This is a genomic window from Amycolatopsis jejuensis (genome assembly GCF_000717335.1).
GTDB classification, from domain to species: Bacteria; Actinomycetota; Actinomycetes; order Mycobacteriales; family Pseudonocardiaceae; genus Amycolatopsis; species Amycolatopsis jejuensis.
Map to the genome: position 1 here is coordinate 63,125 of NZ_JNYZ01000031.1, position 20,220 is coordinate 83,344.

14 protein-coding genes and 1 pseudogene are annotated in these 20,220 nt (G+C 70.3%); 7 read left to right on the forward strand and 8 right to left on the reverse strand.

What is annotated here, in order from left to right:
• Nucleotides 1–3: 3 nt before the first annotated feature.
• The 3 genes and pseudogenes from OO71_RS46735 to OO71_RS35275 form a co-directional block, all read right to left on the reverse strand.
• A pseudogene (locus tag OO71_RS46735) lies at nucleotides 4–1,106 on the reverse strand (hypothetical protein).
• A gap of 4 nt (nucleotides 1,107–1,110) precedes the next feature.
• Nucleotides 1,111–2,367, reverse strand: coding sequence for a glucarate dehydratase family protein (locus OO71_RS35270; protein WP_033294341.1), 1,257 nt, complete (start codon nucleotides 2,365–2,367; stop codon nucleotides 1,111–1,113).
• Nucleotides 2,367–3,293: a 5-dehydro-4-deoxyglucarate dehydratase gene (locus tag OO71_RS35275; RefSeq protein WP_033294342.1), complete on the reverse strand. Its 927-nt coding sequence runs from the start codon at nucleotides 3,291–3,293 to the stop codon at nucleotides 2,367–2,369. The genes OO71_RS35270 and OO71_RS35275 overlap by 1 nt, the downstream gene beginning before the upstream one ends.
• Before the next feature lie 124 nt (nucleotides 3,294–3,417).
• Between OO71_RS35275 and OO71_RS35280 the strand changes: the two genes are divergently transcribed.
• From OO71_RS35280 to OO71_RS35300, 5 genes are all read left to right on the forward strand, one after another.
• Nucleotides 3,418–4,224 carry an IclR family transcriptional regulator gene (locus tag OO71_RS35280; RefSeq protein ID WP_033294343.1) on the forward strand — a complete coding sequence of 269 codons (807 nt, stop codon included), beginning with the start codon at nucleotides 3,418–3,420 and terminating at the stop codon, nucleotides 4,222–4,224.
• A gap of 21 nt (nucleotides 4,225–4,245) precedes the next feature.
• Nucleotides 4,246–5,052, forward strand: a complete 807-nt coding sequence (locus tag OO71_RS35285; RefSeq protein WP_033294344.1) for an NAD-dependent epimerase/dehydratase family protein — start codon at nucleotides 4,246–4,248, stop codon at nucleotides 5,050–5,052.
• 43 nt (nucleotides 5,053–5,095) lie between these two features.
• Nucleotides 5,096–5,977 (forward strand): helix-turn-helix domain-containing protein, encoded by an 882-nt coding sequence (locus OO71_RS35290; RefSeq protein ID WP_033294345.1) that lies wholly within the window; start codon nucleotides 5,096–5,098, stop codon nucleotides 5,975–5,977.
• 94 nt (nucleotides 5,978–6,071) lie between these two features.
• Complete coding sequence (locus OO71_RS35295) at nucleotides 6,072–7,979, forward strand: maleylacetate reductase and hydroxyquinol 1,2-dioxygenase domain-containing protein (RefSeq protein WP_033294346.1); 1,908 nt, start codon at nucleotides 6,072–6,074, stop codon at nucleotides 7,977–7,979.
• 16 nt (nucleotides 7,980–7,995) lie between these two features.
• Nucleotides 7,996–9,726 carry an FAD-dependent oxidoreductase gene (locus OO71_RS35300; protein ID WP_033294347.1) on the forward strand — a complete coding sequence of 577 codons (1,731 nt, stop codon included), beginning with the start codon at nucleotides 7,996–7,998 and terminating at the stop codon, nucleotides 9,724–9,726.
• 66 nt (nucleotides 9,727–9,792) lie between these two features.
• Here OO71_RS35300 and OO71_RS35305 read toward each other — a convergent pair whose 3' ends face one another.
• The 5 genes from OO71_RS35305 to cmk form a co-directional block, all read right to left on the reverse strand.
• Nucleotides 9,793–11,145: a M1 family metallopeptidase gene (locus tag OO71_RS35305; RefSeq protein ID WP_156096719.1), complete on the reverse strand. Its 1,353-nt coding sequence runs from the start codon at nucleotides 11,143–11,145 to the stop codon at nucleotides 9,793–9,795.
• Nucleotides 11,146–11,224: 79 nt separating this feature from the next.
• Nucleotides 11,225–15,118 carry a Pls/PosA family non-ribosomal peptide synthetase gene (locus tag OO71_RS35310; protein WP_033294349.1) on the reverse strand — a complete coding sequence of 1,298 codons (3,894 nt, stop codon included), beginning with the start codon at nucleotides 15,116–15,118 and terminating at the stop codon, nucleotides 11,225–11,227.
• A 277-nt stretch (nucleotides 15,119–15,395) separates the two neighbouring features.
• Complete coding sequence (gene der, locus OO71_RS35315; RefSeq protein ID WP_033294383.1) at nucleotides 15,396–16,838, reverse strand: ribosome biogenesis GTPase Der; 1,443 nt, start codon at nucleotides 16,836–16,838, stop codon at nucleotides 15,396–15,398.
• 93 nt (nucleotides 16,839–16,931) lie between these two features.
• Nucleotides 16,932–17,582: a lysophospholipid acyltransferase family protein gene (locus OO71_RS35320; protein WP_033294350.1), complete on the reverse strand. Its 651-nt coding sequence runs from the start codon at nucleotides 17,580–17,582 to the stop codon at nucleotides 16,932–16,934.
• Nucleotides 17,579–18,307 (reverse strand): (d)CMP kinase, encoded by a 729-nt coding sequence (gene cmk, locus OO71_RS35325; RefSeq protein ID WP_033294351.1) that lies wholly within the window; start codon nucleotides 18,305–18,307, stop codon nucleotides 17,579–17,581. Before cmk ends, OO71_RS35320 begins: the two co-directional genes overlap by 4 nt.
• Before the next feature lie 168 nt (nucleotides 18,308–18,475).
• Between cmk and OO71_RS35330 the strand changes: the two genes are divergently transcribed.
• Nucleotides 18,476–18,958, forward strand: coding sequence for a cation:proton antiporter regulatory subunit (locus OO71_RS35330; RefSeq protein ID WP_033294352.1), 483 nt, complete (start codon nucleotides 18,476–18,478; stop codon nucleotides 18,956–18,958).
• The gene (locus OO71_RS35335) at nucleotides 18,958–20,157 is read left to right on the forward strand and encodes a cation:proton antiporter (protein WP_033294353.1); all 1,200 of its coding nucleotides are present in this window, start codon (nucleotides 18,958–18,960) and stop codon (nucleotides 20,155–20,157) included. The genes OO71_RS35330 and OO71_RS35335 overlap by 1 nt, the downstream gene beginning before the upstream one ends.
• The last annotated feature ends 63 nt before the right edge of the window (nucleotides 20,158–20,220 follow it).

Consider the following 20,220-nt stretch of genomic DNA (forward strand, 5'->3'; position numbering starts at 1 on the left):
TCCTCAACAAGCGTGCGCGGACGCGGTGGCGGCGTGCAGGTCCGGCCAGCGCGCGGGACCGGCCAGACCGAGGTGGTAGAGATGCAGTTCAGTGGCGCCCGCCTTGCCCAGCTCGGCCACGTACGCCGCAATATCGGGTACCGGACTCGCCCCGACCGCCGTGACGTAACTCCCGACCGGGACCGGCAATGCCTTGCGTGCCGCCGCAACCGCATCAACGCTCGCCTGACCCGGCACCCAGCTCGGCAGCACAACGGACGCGACGTCGTCGGCCGCGGCCGGGGTGAGGCCGGGTAACGCGCCGGTCACCCACGGGTCGAGCGCGCCGTGCAGCACAATCCGGGTGTCGAGCACGTCCAGCACAGCAGCTCGCAACGCATCCGTCGACCGTTGCCGCGCCGACAGCAGCGTCTCCTTCAACGCGGCAGGCAACCGGTCCCCGGTCAGCGACAGATCACCGGTCCGAACCAGCCGCCTGACCTCGTCACGCAAGATTTCGCGTACCTCAAAACCATCCGCGCAGGCATCGCAACAACAGATCGACAACAGCCGCGCGACGGCCGGTGCCCACACCCCATCGGTCTTTTCGTGCTGATGTTGATGCACCACACCCAGCTGCCCGCACGCCTCCAAGATCACCGACGAAAGGTCAAGCCCCGCAACGGCTTCCGCGGCCAACGTCGCCGCGTACTCGCGTACCGCAGGCTGGGCCGGACACAAGGCCCACGGGTATGTTTCGCCAAAGCAGTTCCGTACGGCATGTTCCGGGAACGCCGTACCCAGCTGCGAATTATGCGTGAGGACAATCCACCCGGCGGCTGGAATCCCGGCGTCGTTCAGCCGCCGTACCGCATCCCCGCCGCTGTCCCGAGATGTCCAGTCCGGAGTGGACGGTACCAGCGAACGACCCGCCCACGCGTCCGGACGCACCGGCCGGTACATCGCCGCGGTCCGCGCGACCACCGACGTGCGCTCCGTCGACCACGGCGTGGCCGCCCGCGTGCTGTGGTCAACGCCACCGCGACCTCGTCCACCCCGAGATCCAGCACGCGTTCGACGAAATCACCGGTGACATCCCAAGGATACGCGTAGCCGATCACCTTCACCGGGTCACCACCTCGCCGTGTTCGGCTCGAACCCGGGCACGTACTGGCGCATGTACGTCACATCGTCCCGTCTGGTCAGTCCACATCGGACATAGTCCTCGTGCGCCCGAGCCAGCGCGTCCCGGTCGAGCGTGACCCCCAGCCCCGGCCCGTCCGGTACCGCGACCGCGCCACCGGCGAACGAAAGCACGCCCGGCTCGATCACATCGGTCGTTTTCCACGGCCAGTGCGTGTCGCACGCATAGGTCAAATGCGGGGTCGCCGCCGCCACGTGCACCATCGCGGCGAGGCTGATGCCGAGGTGGCTGTTGGAATGCATCGACAGCCCGACACCGAAGCTCTCGCACGCCACCGACAACGCCTGCGTTTCCCGCAAGCCGCCCCAGAAATGGTGGTCGGACAACAACACCCCGATCGCCTGTGCCCGGAACGCGGGCGCCAGATCGCCGAAGTTCACCACACACATGTTGGTGGCCAACGGCATGCTCGCTTCCCGCGCGACCTGCGCCATCCCGTCGATCCCGGGCGTCGGGTCCTCCAGGTACTCCAGCACGCCGTCGAGTTCGGCGGCGACCCGCACGCTCGTCGCGACCGTCCACGCCGCATTCGGATCGATCCGCAGCGGATGCCCGGGAAACTCCGACGCCAGCTCGCGAACGCTCTCGATTTCCAGCTCCGGCGCGAAAACCCCGCCCTTGAGCTTGATCGAGCGGAACCCGTACTCGCCGATCATCCGCTTCGCCTCGCCGACGAGCGCCTCCGGCGTCACGACCGCACCCCAACTGTCCACTTCGGACCCGAGATGCGCGCCGTACTTGTAGAACAGGTACGCGGAGAACTCGACCGCGTCCCGCGTCTTTCCGCCGAGCAGGTCACTCACCGGGCGGCCGAGAAACTGCCCTTGCGCGTCCAGGCAGGCGACCTCGAAGAGCGAGTACACGCTGGCGACCGTCTTGCGGAGCGAAAACCCGCCGATCAGGCCGTGTTCGTCGGTCAGCACGGTCCCGGCCAGCGTGCGCGTGACGATCCGCTTGAGCCCCGGCAGATCGAACACGTCGTGCCCGGCGAGTTCCGGCAGCACCTTGCGCACCTCGCCGAGAAACGCGCTATCGCCATACGATTCGCCGAGGCCGACCACGCCGTCGTCGCACCGCAGCTGCACCACACTGCGCAGCGCGAACGGCTCGTGCACGCCCATCACGTTGAGCAGCGGCGGATCCGCGAACGCGACCGGCGTCAGCACCACGTCCCGGATCCTCATCAGCGGCCCTTCAGCACAGCGAACCCGTTCTCGACGATCTTGCCGAGCCGGTCGATCTGCTCGGCCGTCGGTTCCACGAGCGGTGGCCGGACCGTGCCGACCTTGTCCCCCCGCAGCCGGGCAGCCGCCTTCACCAGCGACACCGCAAAGCCGGGCGTCTCGTCGCGCAACGCGACCAGCGGCAGGTAGAACCCGGCGAGCAGTGCATCCATCACCTCGGTGTCGTTCTCGCCGAGCGCGCGGTGGAAGCGGTGCGCGATCTCCGGCGCGAAGCAATGCACTGCCGAGGAATACCGGGCGACACCGATCGCCGCGTACGCCTGCGCGGACACCTCGGCGGTCGGCAATCCGTTGAAGAACAAGAACTCCGCAGACCGCGGGGTACCCAGCGCGCGGATGGTGGTGACGATGCGGGTCATCGCCTCGACGTCACCGTAACCGTCCTTGATCCCGACCACCGACGGGAGATCCAGCAGCTTCGCCGCGGCCGCCGCAGTGAACACGCCGGTGCTGCGGTGGTACACGATCACCGGCACCGAGGTGTCGCCGATCGCGTAACGGACGTAGTCGACCAACCCGTCCGGCGGCCCGGTGACCAGGTACGGCGGGAGCAGCAGCACCCCGTCGGCGTTCCCGGCCTGAGCCGCCGCAACCCCCGCGCGCGCAGCGGCCGCACCCCCGCCTGCCCCGACCCACACCGGTACCCGACCGGCCACGACCTCGCGCGCCTTCGCCAGCAGCGCCGCGACTTCGCCGACGGAAAGCGAGCTGAACTCCCCCGTCCCGCACGCAACGAACAGCGCACCCGCACCAGCCGCCACATGGCTTTCCACGTTCTCCGCGAACCTGTCGAGGCCGATCTCGAGGTCTTCGGTGAACGGGGTCAGCGGGAACGCCAGGAGGCCGTCCAGCTCGATCTGCGCCATCAGTGTCCGCTCCAATGTTCACATTCTTGAATGAAGTCTGTTATCGTGACTATGTTCATCTACAAGAACGTCGTTCCGGACGCTAATATGGCCGGACTCACAAGTCAACGCCCGGAGGACGTGCATGGCGCAGAAGCAGGACCCCGCCACGCAACCCACAGAAGGCACAGAATCGGCAGGCGTGAAGTCCGCGCGGCGCGCCATCGATCTGATCGAAACCTTCGCGGCGAACGACGTGTGGCTCTCGCTGTCGGACCTTCACGCGCGTACCGGCTTCCCGCGCTCCAGCCTCCACGGCCTGCTGCGCACACTGCTCGACGCAGGCTGGCTGGAGGCCGACGCGAACTCCGCGCGCTACCGGCTCGGCGTACGCGCGCTGATCTGCGGCACGGCGTACCTGGACCGCGACGCCATCGTCCCGTACGCCACCGAAGCGCTGGAGCGCATCCGCGAGAAGACCGGCTTCACCGCGCACTTCGCGCGACTCAACGGCACCGAGGTCGTGTACCTGGAAACGCGCGAGTCACAGCACTCCACGCACCTGATCTCGCGCGTCGGCCGCACGCTGCCCGCGCACGCGACCGCGCTGGGTAAGGCGTTGCTGGCCGAGCTGACCCACGACGAGATCGAAAACCTCATCCCGGCCAAGCTCCCCGCGCTCACCCCGAACACCATCACCACGCGCGCGGCACTGCACGCCGACCTCGCGCGCACGCGCGATCGCGGGTACGCGGCCGAGAGCGAGGAAGGCACGCTCGGCGTGCGCTGTGTGGCCGCCGTGATCCCGTACCGCATCCCCGGCACGGACGCGATGAGCTGCTCGATGCCGCTGGGCAAGGTCACCGATGCCGACGTGGAACGCGTCGGCGAGCTGCTGGCCGAAACCACCGCCGAGCTCGGGCAGCAGCTGCGCCGCGCCGGTATCCGCTGACCCTCCGGAGAGGACTTCCCATTGTCTGCCCAGCGTGTGCTGATCACCGGAGCGGCCGGAGTCGTCGGCACCCTGATGCGGCCGCGGTTACGCCGTCCGGACCGGGTGCTGCGCCTGCTTGACCTCGCGGAACAGCCCGCCGCCGAGCCCGGGGAGGCGGTCGAACTCGTCACCGGATCGGTCACCGACCCCGCCGCGATGGCCACCGCGTGCGCCGGTGCCGACGCCCTGATCCACCTCGGCGGGCACAGCCGTGAGAACTCATGGGAAGCCACGCTCGACGTCAACATCAACGGCACGCACACGGTGCTCGAAGCCGCCCGCGAGGCCGGGATCCGACGGGTCGTTCTCGCGTCGAGCAACCACGCTGTCGGCTTCCGCCGCAACGCCGACGCCGGGCCGGACGGCCTCACTGCCGACTCCAGCCCCCGTCCCGATACGTATTACGGCGTCAGCAAAGCCGCGATCGAAGCGCTGGGCAGCCTGTACGCGTCACGCTTCGGCATGGACGTGATCGTGATCCGCATCGGCTCGTGTTTCGAGACTCCGCTACCGCTCGGTGCGCGCGGTCTCGTCACCTGGCTGTCCCCCGACGACGCGGCCCGGCTGTTCGAAGCCTGTCTCGCCACGCCGTCGCCCGGGTACCGGTTGATCTGGGGCGTGTCCGACAACACCCGCCGTGTTTACTCGCTCGCCGAGGCCGAAGCGCTGGGCTACAAATCGCACGACAACGCCGAGATCTACGCCGGGGAGCTCGCCGGTCCCGCCGGAGAGTACGTCGGCGGGCCGTTCTGCACGGCGCCGCTGGGCGAGTTCAACCCCCTCTGACGGGTTATCCTGAGCCGCGGACCTCGAAGGCGAGGAGGGAGCCGTGGGCGAGCTCGGACCTGCCGACACCAACGGCATCCTTTCCCTGCCGTGGATCCACCCGGAACGCACCAGCGCGGGCCTCGGCTGGGACCGGATCTACCTGTCCAAGCAGCACGAGCGGCCGTACCGCGCGGAGTTCGGGCCTGCCCGCACGCACCAGCTGATCCTGCACCTCGCCGGTCCGGTCACGGTGCGCCGCGACCTCGGGTCGGCGGCCGTGCGCAGCCGCCGCATCCCGGCGGGCGGGCTCTTCCTGCAGCCCTCGCACCGCGAACTGTCCGTTGAGCTCGGCGGCGAGCTCGAAACCCTGCATGTGTACCTGCCCGACTCGGCCGTGCAGGAAGCCGCCGGGTCCGACGCGCCGATCCACCTGTCCGACGAGCTCGGCATCGTCGACCCGCTGCTGGAACAGCTGGTCCTCGCGCTCGACGGCGTGGTCCGCGACTGGGAGCCCGGCGCCCGCGCGTACGCCGACCAGCTCGGCACCCTGCTCGCTGCGCAGCTGGCGCGCAAACATCGCGCCGGACGAGCCGTCCTCGACGAACCGCGGCCCGCCACCGCCCTCACAGATCGCCAGTTCGACAGCGTGCGCGAGCTGATGAGTGAGCGCCTGGCCGAGCCGCTCGGGCTGACCGAGCTGGCCGCGGCGGCTGGGCTGAGCGTCAGCCGGTTCGCCCGCCGGTTCAAGGCCCGCACCGGCCTGCCGCCCCACCGCTACCTGCTCCGGCTGCGCGTCGAGCAGGCCGCGTTGCTCCTGCGTACCGGCACCGAACCGATCGCCGAGATCGCGGTCCGCTGCGGCTTCTCCCACCAGGAACACCTCACCCGGGTTCTGCGCGCACAACTGGGTACCACGCCCGCAGCCCTGCGCCGCGACGCCTGACGCGCGCGTTTCGTGCCGGACGCGCGGCACGTTCGTGCAGGCGCCCGGACGGCGGTGCCCGGATAATCGGGGTATCCGCGTGGAAGGACCGTTGATGTTCACCTACACCGCCAACCCGGCCCGGGTCGTGTTCGGCAGCGGCACGCTGTCCGCCGTCCCCGACGAGGTACGGCGTCTCGGCGCCGGCCGGGTGCTGCTGGTCGCCGGGAGGTCCGCGGCCGACGCTGCCTCCCGCACCGCCGACGCACTGGGCCCGCTGCTCGCCGCGCGTTTCGGCGAGCCCGCCCAGCACACCCCGGTCGAGGTCACCGAGCGGGCGCTCGCCGTGGCCACCGAACACAACGTGGACTGCGTCGTGGCGATCGGCGGCGGGTCCGCGACCGGGCTCGCCAAGGCGCTGGCCCTGCGCACCGACCTCCCGCAGATCATCGTGCCCACCACCTATGCCGGGTCCGAGATGACGCCGGTCGTCGGCGAGACCGAGAACGGGCGCAAGACCACCCGGTCGTCGCCGAAGGTGCTGCCCGAGGTGGTCGTGTACGACGTCGACCTCACGCTCGGCCTGCCCGTCGCCACCTCGCTGACCAGCGGCGTCAACGCGATGGCGCACGCGGTCGAGGCGCTGTACTCGGCGCAGGCGAACCCGGTGGTGGACCGGTTCGCGCTCGAAGCGATCCGGCTGCTCGCGTCCGCGCTGCCGCGGCTCGCCGCCGATCCGTCCGATGTGGACGCTCGCACCGACGCCCTGCGCGCCGCGTGGCTGTCCGGTTCGTGCCTCGGCTCGGTCGGGATGGGCCTGCACCACAAGCTGTGCCACACCCTCGGCGGCAGTTTTTCCGTGCCCCACGCGGAAACGCACACGATCGTCCTGGCGCACGCGATGGCGTACAACGCTCCGGCCGCTCCGGAGGCGATGAAACGGGTCGCCGAGGCGCTCGGCGCCCCGGACGCGCCGACCGGTGTCTTCGACCTCGTCGCGAGCCTGCCGGTCCCGCATTCGCTCGCTGACCTCGGTCTCGAGGAAGGCGATCTCGCCAAGGCCGCGGAGATCGCCACCGCCACGCCGTACCCGAACCCCCGTGAGCTCACCCGCGACGGCATCGAGGACGTGCTCCGCCAGGCATGGGCGGGCACCCGGCCGGCCCCGGCCCAGGGCACGCCGCCGGATCTGCGCGGGCTCACCCAGGAGGTCGTGGACAGCTTCGCGGCCACCCCCGATCCGCGGCTGCGCGCGCTGCTGACCGAGCTGGTCCGGACGCTGCATTCGTACGTCGTGCGCACCGATCTCACCCAGGACGAATGGGAGTACGCGATCGGTTTCCTCACCCGTACCGGGCAGATCAGCTCCGACACGCGGCAGGAGTTCATCCTGCTGTCGGACACCCTCGGCGTGTCGAGCGTGGTGGACGTGCTCACGAACTCGCGTACGCCGGACACCACGCCGTCGGCCGTGCTCGGCCCGTTCTACGTCGAAGGCCCGCCGGAAACCGAGCAGGGTGCCGACCTCGGCGCCGGGCTGCCCGGTACTCCATTGTGGACCGACATTCAGGTCACCGAACCGGACGGCACCCCGGTGGCGGACGCGGTCGTGGACGTCTGGCAGTCCAATGAGGACGGTTTCTACGACGTGCAGCTGCCCGACGTGGACGGTCCGGTGCTGCGCGCGCGGTTCCGCACCGACGGCGAGGGCAGGCTGCGGTTCTGGACGATCGTGCCGTCAGCGTACCCGATTCCGGACGACGGCCCGGTCGGCAAGATGCTGGACGCGGTGGAGCGGCATCCCTTCCGCGCCCCGCACGTGCATTTCATGATCGCCAAACCTGGGTACCGGACGCTCGTGACGCAGCTCTTCGTCCGCGGCGGCGACTACCTCGATTCGGACACCGTGTTCGGCGTGAAGGACGGCCTGATCGTCGACTTCGCCGAGCAGAGCGGCCCGGCGCCGGACGGGCGCGAACCCTGGCGCCGTCTCGAGTTCACCTTCCGCATCTCCCCCGCCTGACTCCGGGAACCCCACCATGACGCCTTACGACACCGACGTACTCGTGATCGGCAGCGGCCCGGCCGGCGGGTCGGCCGCGCTGCTGCTGGCCACCTACGGCGTGCGCACCGTACTCGCCACCAAGTACGGCTGGATGGCGCACACCCCGCGGGCGCACATCACCAACCAGCGCACCATGGAAGTGTTGCACGACCTCGGAATCGAGGACCAGGCGCTCGCACAGGGCACTCCCCCGGAGCTGATGGGCGACACTGTGCTGTGCACGTCGCTCGCTGGGGACGAGATCGGCCGGATCGCCAGCTGGGGCACCGCGGACCGGTCGGCCACCGAGTACAGCGCGGCGAGCCCGTGCCACATGATCGACCTGCCGCAGACGTACCTCGAGCCGATCCTGGCCACGAATGCCGCTGCACGCGGAGCGAAACTGCGGCTGGATACGGAGTTTCTCGACTTCGCCCAGGATGCGGACGGGGTCACCGCGCGGCTGCTCGACCGCGTCCGAGGCGATGAGTTCACGTTGCGGGTGCGGTATCTGATCGGCGCGGACGGAGCGCGCAGCCGGGTCGCCGAGCAGGCCGGGTTGCCGATCGACGGGCAGATCGGCAAGGCGGGCAGCATGAACATCACGTTCACCGCCGATCTGACCGAGTACGTCGCGCACCGGCCGAGCGTCCTGTACTGGGTGATGCGGCCGGGCGCGCATCTCGGCGGGATCGGGATGGGGCTGGTGCGGATGGTCCGGCCGTGGAACGAATGGCTGCTGACCTGGGGGTACGACATCGCGCAGCCGCCGCCGGAAGTCGACGTCGAGGAGGCCACGCGGATCGTGCGCGATCTCGTCGGTGCGCCGGAGCTGCCGGTGGAGATCACGTCCACTTCGCTGTGGACGGTCAACCACAGTTACGCCACGCAGTATTCGGCCGGGCGGGTGTTTTGCGTGGGGGATGCGGTGCATCGGCATCCGCCGTCGAACGGGCTTGGGTCGAATACTTCGGTGCAGGATTCGTACAACCTGGCGTGGAAGCTGGCGACGGTCATCCGCGGGGAGGCCGGGGAGGGGTTGCTCGGCAGTTACTCGGCGGAGCGGGCGCCGGTGGGTAAGCAGATCGTGGACCGGGCGAATCTCAGCCGCGACCAGTTCGGCCCGATTTTCGCTGCGCTGGGGATCGACGGGGGCACCGACGCCGACGGCATCACCGCCGGTCTGGCCGCCTGCGCGGCACCGACGGCCGAGGGTGCGAAGCGGCGGAAGGAGCTGCAGAAGGCCATCGAGCTGAAGAACTACGAGTTCAACGCACACGGGGTCGAGATGGACCAGCGGTACGTGTCGGGTGCGGTGCTGGCCGATGTCGGGGAACCGGCGACGGAACGGGACCCCGAGCTGTACCACCGGCCGACCACCGCGCCGGGCGCGAAACTGCCGCATGTGTGGCTCGTCGGCGCGGACGGGCATCGGATGTCCACTTTGGACTTGGTCGGGCGCGGCCGGTGGACCGTCGTCACCGGGCTCACCGGCACCTGGCTCGACGCTGCCGCGAAAGCCGGTGCCGAGCTCGGGCTGGACCTGCGGGTGGTGACCATCGGTTCGCCGGAAGCGCGCGATTCGTACGGCGATTGGGCCCGGGTGAGCGGCATCGAGGAAGACGGCTGCCTGCTCGTGCGTCCGGACGGCTACGTCGCCTGGCGCCGGACCTCCGCGCCGGAAACCGGCCTGCTGGACGCTCTCCGTACCCTCCTCGCCCGCTGATCTTGAAGTCCGTGAAGGGAACCATGAGGGAATCTGATTCCGTGAAGGTTCCCTTCACGGAAGTCGTCACAGGGGCGGCAGTGCCGGGCGGTCGAGCCAGGCGGTGAAGAAAGTGTCCAGTGGGCGTCCGGCGTAAGACTCCGCTGCGGTGACGAACTGTGCTGTCGTCACCGTCCCGTGGCGGTTTTCTTCTGCCCACGCCTTCACCAGTGCGAAGAAAGCCGGGTCGCCGATTTCGCCGCGTAAGGCGTGCAGGGTGAGGGCTCCGCGTTTGTACACCCGCTCGTCGAACATCCGGCCCACCCCGGGGTCACCGATCGTCACATCCGCGGGCTTGGCACGCATGCGCAGGTACCACGCACGGGCCAGCGCCTCCGTCGATTCGCCGCCGGAAACCTCCGACCACAGCCACTCCGTGTAGGTGGCAAACCCTTCGTTGAGCCAAATGTGGCGCCAATCGGCGACCGTCAGGCTGTTGCCGAACCATTGGTGCGCCAGCTCGTGCACCACCAGCCGCTCGTGCGTGCGCCTGCCGTCGACGTGGTTGGCGCCGAAGATCGCCATGCCCTGTGCTTCGATCGGGTCGTCCAGGTCGTCGTCGGTCACGACCACTACGTACTCGCCGAACGGGTACGGTCCGAACCAGCCCTCCAGCGCGTCCATCATCTGGCCTTGCCGGGCGAAATCCCGGGCGAACGGGCGGCGCAGGCGCGGGGGTACGGCGGCTCGCTGCACGACCCCGCGCGGCTCGGCGCCCGTCTCCGGGACCCACGCCGAACCTGTCAGCGCGAGGTCCTCGTACCGGCCGATCTGCACGCTCATCAGGTACGTCGCGGTGGGTTCCGGGCGTTCGAACACCCATCTCGTCGTGCTTGCCGACTGGTAGCGGGACACGAGATTTCCCGTCACCGCAACGAGATACGGCGACGACGTGGCTACATTCACCCGGTAGCTCGCCTTGTCACCCGGATGGTCGTTGCACGGGAACCACGACGGTGCCCCGACCGGCTGGCTGGCCACCAGTGCGCCGTCGGTGAGCTCGTCCCAGCCGATGTCGCCCCAGCGGCTCGGTACCGGTTTCGGGTTGCCCGCGTACCGGATCTCCACCCGGAACTCCGCGCCGGACGGCACCGAGCGCACCGGCTTGACCTGCAGTTTCAACCCGCGCCGCAGGTACTTCGCCGGTTTGCCGTCGACCAGGACGCGAGACACCCGGAACTCGCCGAAATCGAGCGTCAGGCGCGAAAGTGCCTGGGTGGCCACGCACGTGAGCACTGCCGTCGCCGACAGGCGGTTGGGGCCGATGCGGTAATCGAGGTCGAGATCGTAGTGCCGGACCCGGTAACCCCCGTTGCCGTGCTCGGGGAGGTACGCGTCGCCCGAGGTGCCCGCACCCGGGGCGGCCGCTTTCCCGTTTATCCGCACCGAACCCCGCCTTCGCCCGCCGTGATCCTTTCCAGGATGACGCGCGCACACGGGCTCCGCAATGGTCGTGCCCTCACCGCCGCCAGGCCGAGATCGGATTGCCGAGCCAGCGCGAGTCGGGCGGGACCGCGTCGCCGCGGGTGACGAGCGAGCCCGGGCCCACCGTCGTCCGCGCGCCGATGCTCGCGCCCGGCAGCACGATCCCATGCGGGCCGAGGGTCGCGCCCTCTTCCAGCGTCACGCGCGACATCGTCATGATCCGGTCGTGGAACAGATGGGTCTGGACCACGCAGCCGCGGTTGATCGTCGCACCGTCGCCCAGCCGGACCAGGTCCGACTCCGGCAGCCAGTACGTCTCGAGCCACACGCCACGGCCGACCTGCACCCCCATCGTGCGCAGCCACGCGGTGAGCAGCGGCGTGCCGCCGATCGACCCGATCAGCCACGGCACCGCGAGCGCCTCGACGAACGTGTCGGCCAGCTCGTTGCGCCAGACGAACGAGCTCCACAGCGGGTGGTCGATCTCGCGGAACTTGCCGACCAGCAGCCATTTCGCGGCCGTCGCGGTGAGCGCCGCGACGATGCCGGCGGCCAGCAGCACCGGCCCGGCCAGCAGTGCAGCCACCAAGAAGCCACCCCACGACGCCAGCGCCAGCAACGCGGCGGCGACGCCGACGGTGAGCGCGACCCCGCACATCACCGGCAGGATCCGGCACAGCTCGACCAGCGCCCGCGCCGCCTTGAGGTGCAGCGGCGGCGTGTACGTGCGGCTCGTGTCACTTTCCTCCACCGCGCGGCGCACCGGCAGCGGCGGCATGCCCAGGTACGACGAGCCCTTCTTCGCCTTCGCCGGCGTGGACGACAGCACCCCGACCAGCCCGCGCTTCGGCACCGAACGGCCCGGCGCGGTCATCCCCGAGTTGCCCAGGAACGCCTGCTTGCCGATCCGCGCCGGGGCCGCGTGCAGCCAGCCGTGCCCCAGCTCGTAGGTGGCAACCATCGTGTCGTCGGCCAGGAACGCGCCACTGTCCACTTTGGTCATCTTGGGCAGCGCGAGCACGGTGGACGCCTCGACGTTCCGGCCCACCTTCGCGCCGAGCAGCCGCAGCCACACCGGCGTGAACAGGCTGGCGTACAACGGGAACAGGCCTTCGCGGGCCATCCCCATGAGGCGTTCGGTGGCCCACACCTGCCAGGCGACGCGGCCGTGTACCGGGTGGTACCCCTCGACCATGCCGACACCCAGCGCGCGGACTCCGGCCAGCACCAGCAGCGCGTACGTCACGAAATACGCAACCGTGGCCAGCGGCACGAACAGCAGCGCCTGTCCGAGCGCCGCGCCCAGGCTCGGGGTTCCGGCGACCGCGTACCCGATCACCAAGACCCCCGGCAGCGCCGCGATCCCGGGCAGCAGACCGAGAAACACCGAGGTCGCGCCGTACACCGAGGCCCAGAACCGCGACCGCGGCGGGCGGCTCGACGGCCACTTCAGCGCGTCCTTCACGTCCTTGCCCGAGCGCACCGCGGGCGACCCGGCCCAGCGCTGACCGGCCGGGACCGCACCACGCACAGTCGACCCGGCGGCGATCTCCGCGCCCTTGCCGATGCGGCTGCCGGGGAACAACGTGCTCCGCGACCCGACGCGCGCCTCGGCGCCGATCCGCACCTTGCCGATGTGCACGACGTCGCCGTCGACCCAGCTACCCGACAGGTCGACCTCGGGCTCCACCGCGGCGCCGCGGCCCAGCTTGAGGAACCCGGTGACCGGCGGCGGCGAATGCAGGTCTACGTCCTTGCCGATGCGCGCGCCCAAAGCCTTGGCGTACGTGGTCATCCACGACGCACCGGCGACGCTGTCCGCACCGCTGAACTCGGCCAGCTTCTCGGCGGTCCACAGTCGCAAGTGGACACTCCCGCCGCGCGGATACGTACCGGGGCGCACCCCGGACAGCAGCACGCGCGCGCCGCCCGCGGCGATGGCGATCCGCCCGGCCGGGGTGAAGAGCACGAGCCACGCGAGCGCGAGCCACGCCCAGTTCAGCGTCGGCGCCCAGGAAACCCCCAGCAGCGCCAGCACATTCGAGGCCGCGGCCGCGAGCGTCGCCCAGCGCAACCCGACGAGACCCATGAGCGGCACCATCAGCAGGGTCTGCACGACCCCGGCCCGGCGCGGCGTCGGCGCGATGTCACGGCGTTCGGTCTGCTCGCCGCTCAGCGCGTCGAGCTTCGCGGCCAGTGCGCCGAGCTTCGGGTGCTGGTAGATGTCGCTGACCGACACCTCGGGGTGCCGGGTGCGGATGCGCGCGATGAGCTGCGCCGCGGTGAGGCTGCCGCCGCCATGGGTGAAGAAATCGGCGTCGGGGTTGCTCACCGACACGCCGAGAATCTCGCTCCAGCCCTCGGCGAGCCACCCCTCGGTGGGCGACAGCCCGGCCGCACTTGCGTCCACAGTGGACAGTGGCCAAGGCAGCGCGGCGCGGTCGACCTTGCCGGACGTACGCGTCGGCAGGTCGTCCACCGTCGCCAGCAACGGCACCAGCGCGGCAGGCAGCTGCGCACGCAGGCGGGTGGCGGCGTCGTCCGAGTCGAGGGCTTCGCCGTCTTCGGTGACGAGATAGCCGACCAAGACCTGGTTGCCCGCCTTGGTACGACGCACGGCGGCAGCCGCGCCGCGCACGCCGGGCAGCGCCTGCAGCGCGGCGTCGACCTCGCCCAGCTCGATCCGGCGGCCGCCGAGCTTGATCTGCTCGTCGAGCCGCCCGAGGAACAGCAGGCCTTCGGACTCCGCGCGGACCATGTCACCGCTGCGGTAAGCACGTTCCCAGCCGAGCGAGGGCAGCGGCGCGAACTTCTCCGCGTCCTTCTCCGCGTCGAGGTAGCGCGCGAGCCCGACGCCGCCGATGACCAGCTCGCCGGTTTCGCCCATGGCGACCGGCTCGCCGTCCTCGTTCACCACGGCCAGCTGCCAGCCCGCGAGCGGCAGGCCGATGCGCACCGGACCCTCGCCGGTCATCTGCGCGGCACACGCGACAACAGTGGCTTCGGTGGGGCCGTAGGTGTTCCACACCTCGCGCCCCTCGACGGCCACCCGCTCGGCCAGCTCCGGCGGGCACGCTTCGCCGCCGAAAATGAGCAGCCGTACGTCTTCCAGCGCGTCGGCGGGCCACAGCGCGGCGAGCGTCGGCACCGTGGACACCACCGTGATGCCCTGCGCGACCAGCCACGGCCCCAGGTCCACGCCCGTACGCACCAGCGCGCGCGGAGCGGGTACCAGGCAGGCACCGTGCCGCCAGGCGAGCCACATCTCTTCGCAGGAAGCATCGAACGCCACGCTGAGCCCGGCCAGCACCCGGTCGCCGGGGCCGATCGGCTCGTCAGCGAGGAAAAGCTGAGCTTCGGCGTCCACAAAGGCCGCCGCCGAGGCATGCGTGACCGCGACGCCCTTCGGCTTGCCGGTGGAGCCGGAGGTGAAAATGATCCACGCGTCGTCGGACGGACCGGGGCGGCCTTCGCGGCCACCGGGCGTCCCGGACACCGTGATGGCGCCGTCGGTGGCGACCGCCGCCACCCCGGCCTCGCCGAACACCAGGTCGGCGCGCTCGTCCGGGTCGTCCGCGTCGACCGGCACGTACGCCGCACCGACGGTGAGCGTGGCCAGGATTGCGATGTACAGCTCGGCGGTACCAGAGGAAATCCGGATCCCGACGCGGTCACCGAGGCCGACGCCGTGCTCCCGCAGGCGGCGGGCGTAGACGTCGATTTCCTCCATCAGCCGGCGGTAGCTCAGCGCGCCGGTGCCGTCGTCGAGCGCGGGCGCGTTCGGGTGCCGCTCGGCCGTGGTGGCCAGGATGTCCAGCAGGGTGCGCTGCGCGGTGGTGGTCTCGGACGCGAAGAGCGCCGGGTCGAGCGCGGCTTCGACCGCCCTGGTGAGGGCGACCGTGCTGCCGGGTTCGGCGGTGACCGTCACCGGACCACCTCGGCAGCCGGGCGCGCCCCGGGTTTCCGGAACCACGTGGACAGGATCGAACTCCGGGCACGCAAGCCCATCATCACCCTTCGCGAGTGTCATTCGGGCCTGCCGTCCGAATGAGGCGCCCGTAGCGACCGTCCACCTTACGCGCCGATGTACCCCAGGTCGCGGCAGGGTCACGACCGCGTGTCGGACGTCACCGGTGCAAGTCCGTGAAGGGAACCATCACGGAATCTGATTCCCTCATGGTTCCCTTCACGGACTTCGGTCCGGATCAGCGGCGGCGGGCCGCCTTCCCGCCGGTTTTCGGCTTCTGCTTTTTCTCGCGCACCCGCACGTTCACCCGGACGGGACTGCCCGCGAATCCGAACTGCTCGCGGAACTTGCGCTCGATGAAGCGGCGGTACCCGGCCTCCAGGAAGCCGGTGGTGAACAGCACGAGCGTCGGCGGGCGGATCCCGGCCTGCGTCGCGAACAGCACCTTCGGCTGCTTGCCGCTGCGCACCGGCGGCGGCGTGGCCGCGATGAGGTCGGACAGCCAGCCGTTGAGCTGACCAGTGGAAACGCGCTGGTCCCACGACGTGAGCGCGGTACGCAGCGCAGGCGCCAGCTTGCGCACCGAACGCCCGGTGAGCGCGGAGATGTTCACCTTCTCCGCCCACGGCACGCGCACGAGACCGCGATCCAGCTCACGCACCATGGCGTGCCGGCGGTCCTCGTCGACCAGGTCCCACTTGTTGAACGCCAGCACGCACGCGCGGCCCGCCTCGACCACCATCGTGAGCACCCGCAGGTCCTGTTCGGACAGCGGCTCGGCGGCGTCCAGCAGCACGATCGCGACCTCGGCCGCGTCGATCGCGGTCTTGGTCCGCAGCGAGGCGTAGTACTCCGCGCCGCTGGCCGAGTTGACGCGTTTGCGCAGGCCCGCGGTGTCCACGAACCGCCAGACCTCGCCGTCCAGCTCGACCAGCGAGTCCACCGGGTCGACCGTGGTCCCGGCGACGGCGTCGACCACCGAGCGCTGCTCCCCGGCGAGCCGGTTGAGCAGGCTGGACTTCCCGACGTTCGGCTTCCCCACCAGCGCCACCCGGCGCGGACCCGACGTGACGGCACCCGCCTCGCGCGGCGCGGACGGCAGCGCGGCCATGATGGCGTCGAGCAGGTCACCCGAGCTGCGGCCGTGCAGCGCGCTGACCGGATACGGCTCACCGAGGCCGAGCGACCAGAGCGACGCGGTGTCGGCCAGCAGCCGGTCGTCGTCGACCTTGTTCGCGGCCAGCAGCACCGGTTTCTTCGAGCGCCGCAGCACCCGCGCGACGGCCTCGTCGGTGGTGGTGGCGCCCACTGTCGCGTCGATCACCAGCAGCACCGCGTCGGCGGTCTGCATGGCCAGCTCGGCCTGCGCGGCGACCGCGGCCTGCAGGCCGGTGGCGTCGGGCTCCCAGCCGCCGGTGTCGACGAGCGTGAACCGGCGACCGGCCCAGTACGCGTCGTAGGCGACCCGGTCCCGCGTCACGCCCGGCACGTCCTGGACCACCGCCTCACGCCGGCCGAGGATGCGGTTGACCAGCGTGGACTTGCCCACGTTCGGCCTGCCCACCACGGCCAGCACCGGCTGCGCGGCGGCGGCCGCACCTTCGGCTTCCTCCGCCTCGATCCGCGCGTCGAGCGCCGCGAACTCGGACTCGTCGGACCAGGTCCCGTCGACCTCGCCCAGCCCGTCCACCGCGTTTTCGGCGGCGTCAAACCCCGCCGACGTACTCCCCGCCGCGGAGGCGGCGTCAAACCCTGTCATCTTTTCCCACTTCACCTACCGCGTGCCGAGTCCGGCACGCGTTTCGTCCAAAGTCTGCACAAGCTCCGCAAGCCGCGTACGAAGCTCCTCGGTGCCCTGGTCCAGCCCCTTCCGGCCGGGACCGACCTTCAGCGCGAACGGCTCCCCGAAGAGGAGGTCCACGCGCGGGCGCCAGCGCCGTTTGCCGTCGGCCGGTTTCCGGGTGCCGCGCACGGCGATCGGCAGCACCATGGCTCCCGACGCCCGCACGAGCCACGCCGCACCGCGCTCCGCGGCCCCGACGTCGCCCTCGCCGCGGGTCCCTTCCGGGAAGATCCCGATCGCACCCCCGGCCTTGAGCACGCCGACCGCCGTGGTCAGCGGCGTCCGGTCGATCTCGCCCCGGCGCACCGGGATCTGGCCGATCGCCCGCAGGAACCAGCCGCCGATGCCGTGGAACAGCTCGGCCTTGGCCAAGAACGCGCTGCGTCGCGGAAGCATTCCGATGACCAGCTGCGGGTCGACGTTCGAGCTGTGGTTCGCGATCACCACGAGCGGGCCGTCGGCGGGCACCCGGTCGCGGCGGTGCACGCGGATCCGGAACGCCGGACGCAGATAGTACCGGCCGGACAGCCGCCCGATGTCGTTGAGGAGGCCGCTCGCGCCCTCCGGCAGAGCGCCGCTCACGTCGTGACCCCGGCTCCGGTCGCACCGGCCGGTGCGGCGGGGCAGTCGCCGAGCAGGCCGCGGCGGCGGGCGAGCTCGGTCAGCGCCACGATCACCTGGTCGATGGTGAGCTCGGACGTATCGACCGGCACCGCGTCCTCGGCCGCCCGCAGCGGCGAGGCGGCCCGGGTGGAGTCGAGCCGGTCGCGGCGCTCGACGGACTCGCGCGCGGCCTCGACGCTCGAACTGCGCCCGGCCGCGGTGTCCTGGTTGCTCCGGCGCGCGGCTCGGACGTCGGCCGACGCGGTGAGGTACACCTTCAGCGGCGATTCGGGCGCCACGGTGGTGCCGATGTCGCGGCCTTCCACGACGATGCCGCCGGTGTCGGCGAGGACGTCGGCGATCATCCGGCGCTGACGGGCGACCAGCACTTCCCGCACCTGCGGCACGGAAGACACTGCCGACACCGCGCGGGTCACCTCGGGCCCGCGGATCTCCGCCGCGACGTCCTCCCCCGCGAGCCGCACGTCCGGCTTTTCGGGGTCGGTGCCGAGGGAGAACTCGACGTCGTGCGCGAGGTGCCCGACCGCGCCCAGGTCGTCCGGGTTGGTGCCCGCGCGCAGCACGGCCAGCGTGACCACGCGGTACATCGCGCCGGTGTCGAGATAGCGCGCGCTCAGCCGGCCGGCGAGCTTGCGCGCCACCGTGGTCTTGCCGGTTCCCGACGGGCCGTCCAGCGCAACCACCCCACGTAGGGCTCCCGTCACCGATTCTCTCCTCGCGTGTGCTCTTGTTCCCGGACCGTCGCTCATTGTGCCCGGCGCCCCCCGCGGGCGGTCAGGCGGCTCTGCCGTTCCCGCGCCGTCCCCGCCGGGCTGAACTCGGCGAATCGGACAATGGGTTACCTTGGCAGAGTGAACGTCGAAGTCACCCCCCTTCCCGGAATCGGGGTCCGCAAGGACTTCGCCACCCGCGCCGGGCGCCGGATCGGAGTGGTCACCCAGCGGGACGGCAAGATCGAGCTGATCGTGTCCAAGTCGGACGACCCGGACGCGTGCCTCGCGTCCCTGCCGCTGACCCCGGACGAAGCGGGCGCGCTCGCCAACCTGCTCGGCGCGCCGCAGCTGGTCGCTCAGCTGAACGAGGAACACCGTGAGCTGCCGGGGATCAACACGAAGCAGCTGCCGATCACCTCGGAAAGCCCCTTCGACGGCCGTTCACTGGGCGACACGGCGATGCGCACGCGGACGAGTGTTTCGGTGGTCGCGGTGATGCGCGCCGGACAGGTACACCCGTCGCCGACGCCGGACTTCCTCTTCACCGCGGGAGACCTGCTCGTCGCCGTCGGCACGTCCGAAGGCCTGGAGGCCGCCGCCAAGATCCTCAAGCACGGCTGATGGGGCACACCGCACTTTCGCTGATCGAACTCGGTGCTGTCTTCTTCGTCCTCGGCGTGCTCGGGAGGCTCGCCGGACGCATCGGCCTCTCCCCCATCCCGCTGTACCTGCTCGGCGGCCTGTGCTTCGGTTCGGGCGGTCTGATCCCGCTCACCGACATCGGCGATTTCACCCACCTCGCCAGCGAAATCGGCGTGGTGCTGCTGCTGCTGCTGCTCGGCCTGGAGTATTCCGCCGCTGAGCTTTTCACCGGCCTGCGCCGATCCTGGACCGCAGGCCTCGTCGACATCGTGCTGAACGCGGCCCCGGGCGCCGCGGTCGCGCTCCTGCTGGGCTGGGGCCCGGTCGGCGCGATCGTCATGGCCGGAGTCACGTACATCTCGTCGTCCGGCATCGTCGCAAAAGTCCTCGGCGACCTAGGTCGGCTCGGTAACCGGGAAACCCCGGTAGTGCTGTCGATCCTCGTCTTCGAGGACCTGGTGATGGCCCTGTACCTCCCGATCCTCACCGCAATCCTGGGCGGCGTGAGCCTGCTGGGCGGACTGGAAGCGGTGGGAATCTCGCTGCTGGTGATCACCGTGGTGCTGGTGATCGCACTGAAGTTCGGCAGGTACGTGTCAGCACTGGTGGACAGCGACGACCGCGAGGTATTCCTGCTCAAAATCCTGGGCGCAGCACTGCTCGTGGCGGGAATCGCGTCGGCAATGCAGGTATCGGCCGCCGTCGGCGCATTCCTGCTGGGCATCGCAGTATCCGGCTCGACCGCCCACAACGCGACCCGCCTGCTGGAACCCTTGCGAGACCTGTTCGCGGCAGTGTTTTTCGTGGTATTCGGCCTGAACACCAACCCGGCGTCGATCCCGCCGGTACTGGGCTGGGCCGCAATCCTGGCGGTGGTGACCACCCTGACCAAGGTGGCCACCGGCTGGTGGGCCGCAAGAAGACAGAAGATCGGCCGCCTTGGCCGAGCCCGAGCCGGAGCCGCACTGGTAGCCCGCGGAGAGTTCTCCATCGTGATCGCAGGCCTGGCGGTAGCGGCAGGCGCAGTGGAAGGCGAACTGGCCGCACTGGCAACGGCTTATGTACTACTGATGGCAATCCTGGGCCCAACCGCCGCCCGGGTAGTGGAACCGATCGCAAAAGCCTTACACCGCAAGACAACCGCAAAGCAAGCAGTACCAGCAACTGACAGTCCGTGAAGGGAACCATCACGGAATCTAATTCCCTCATGGTTCCCTTCACAGCCTTCCCCCACCACCCCA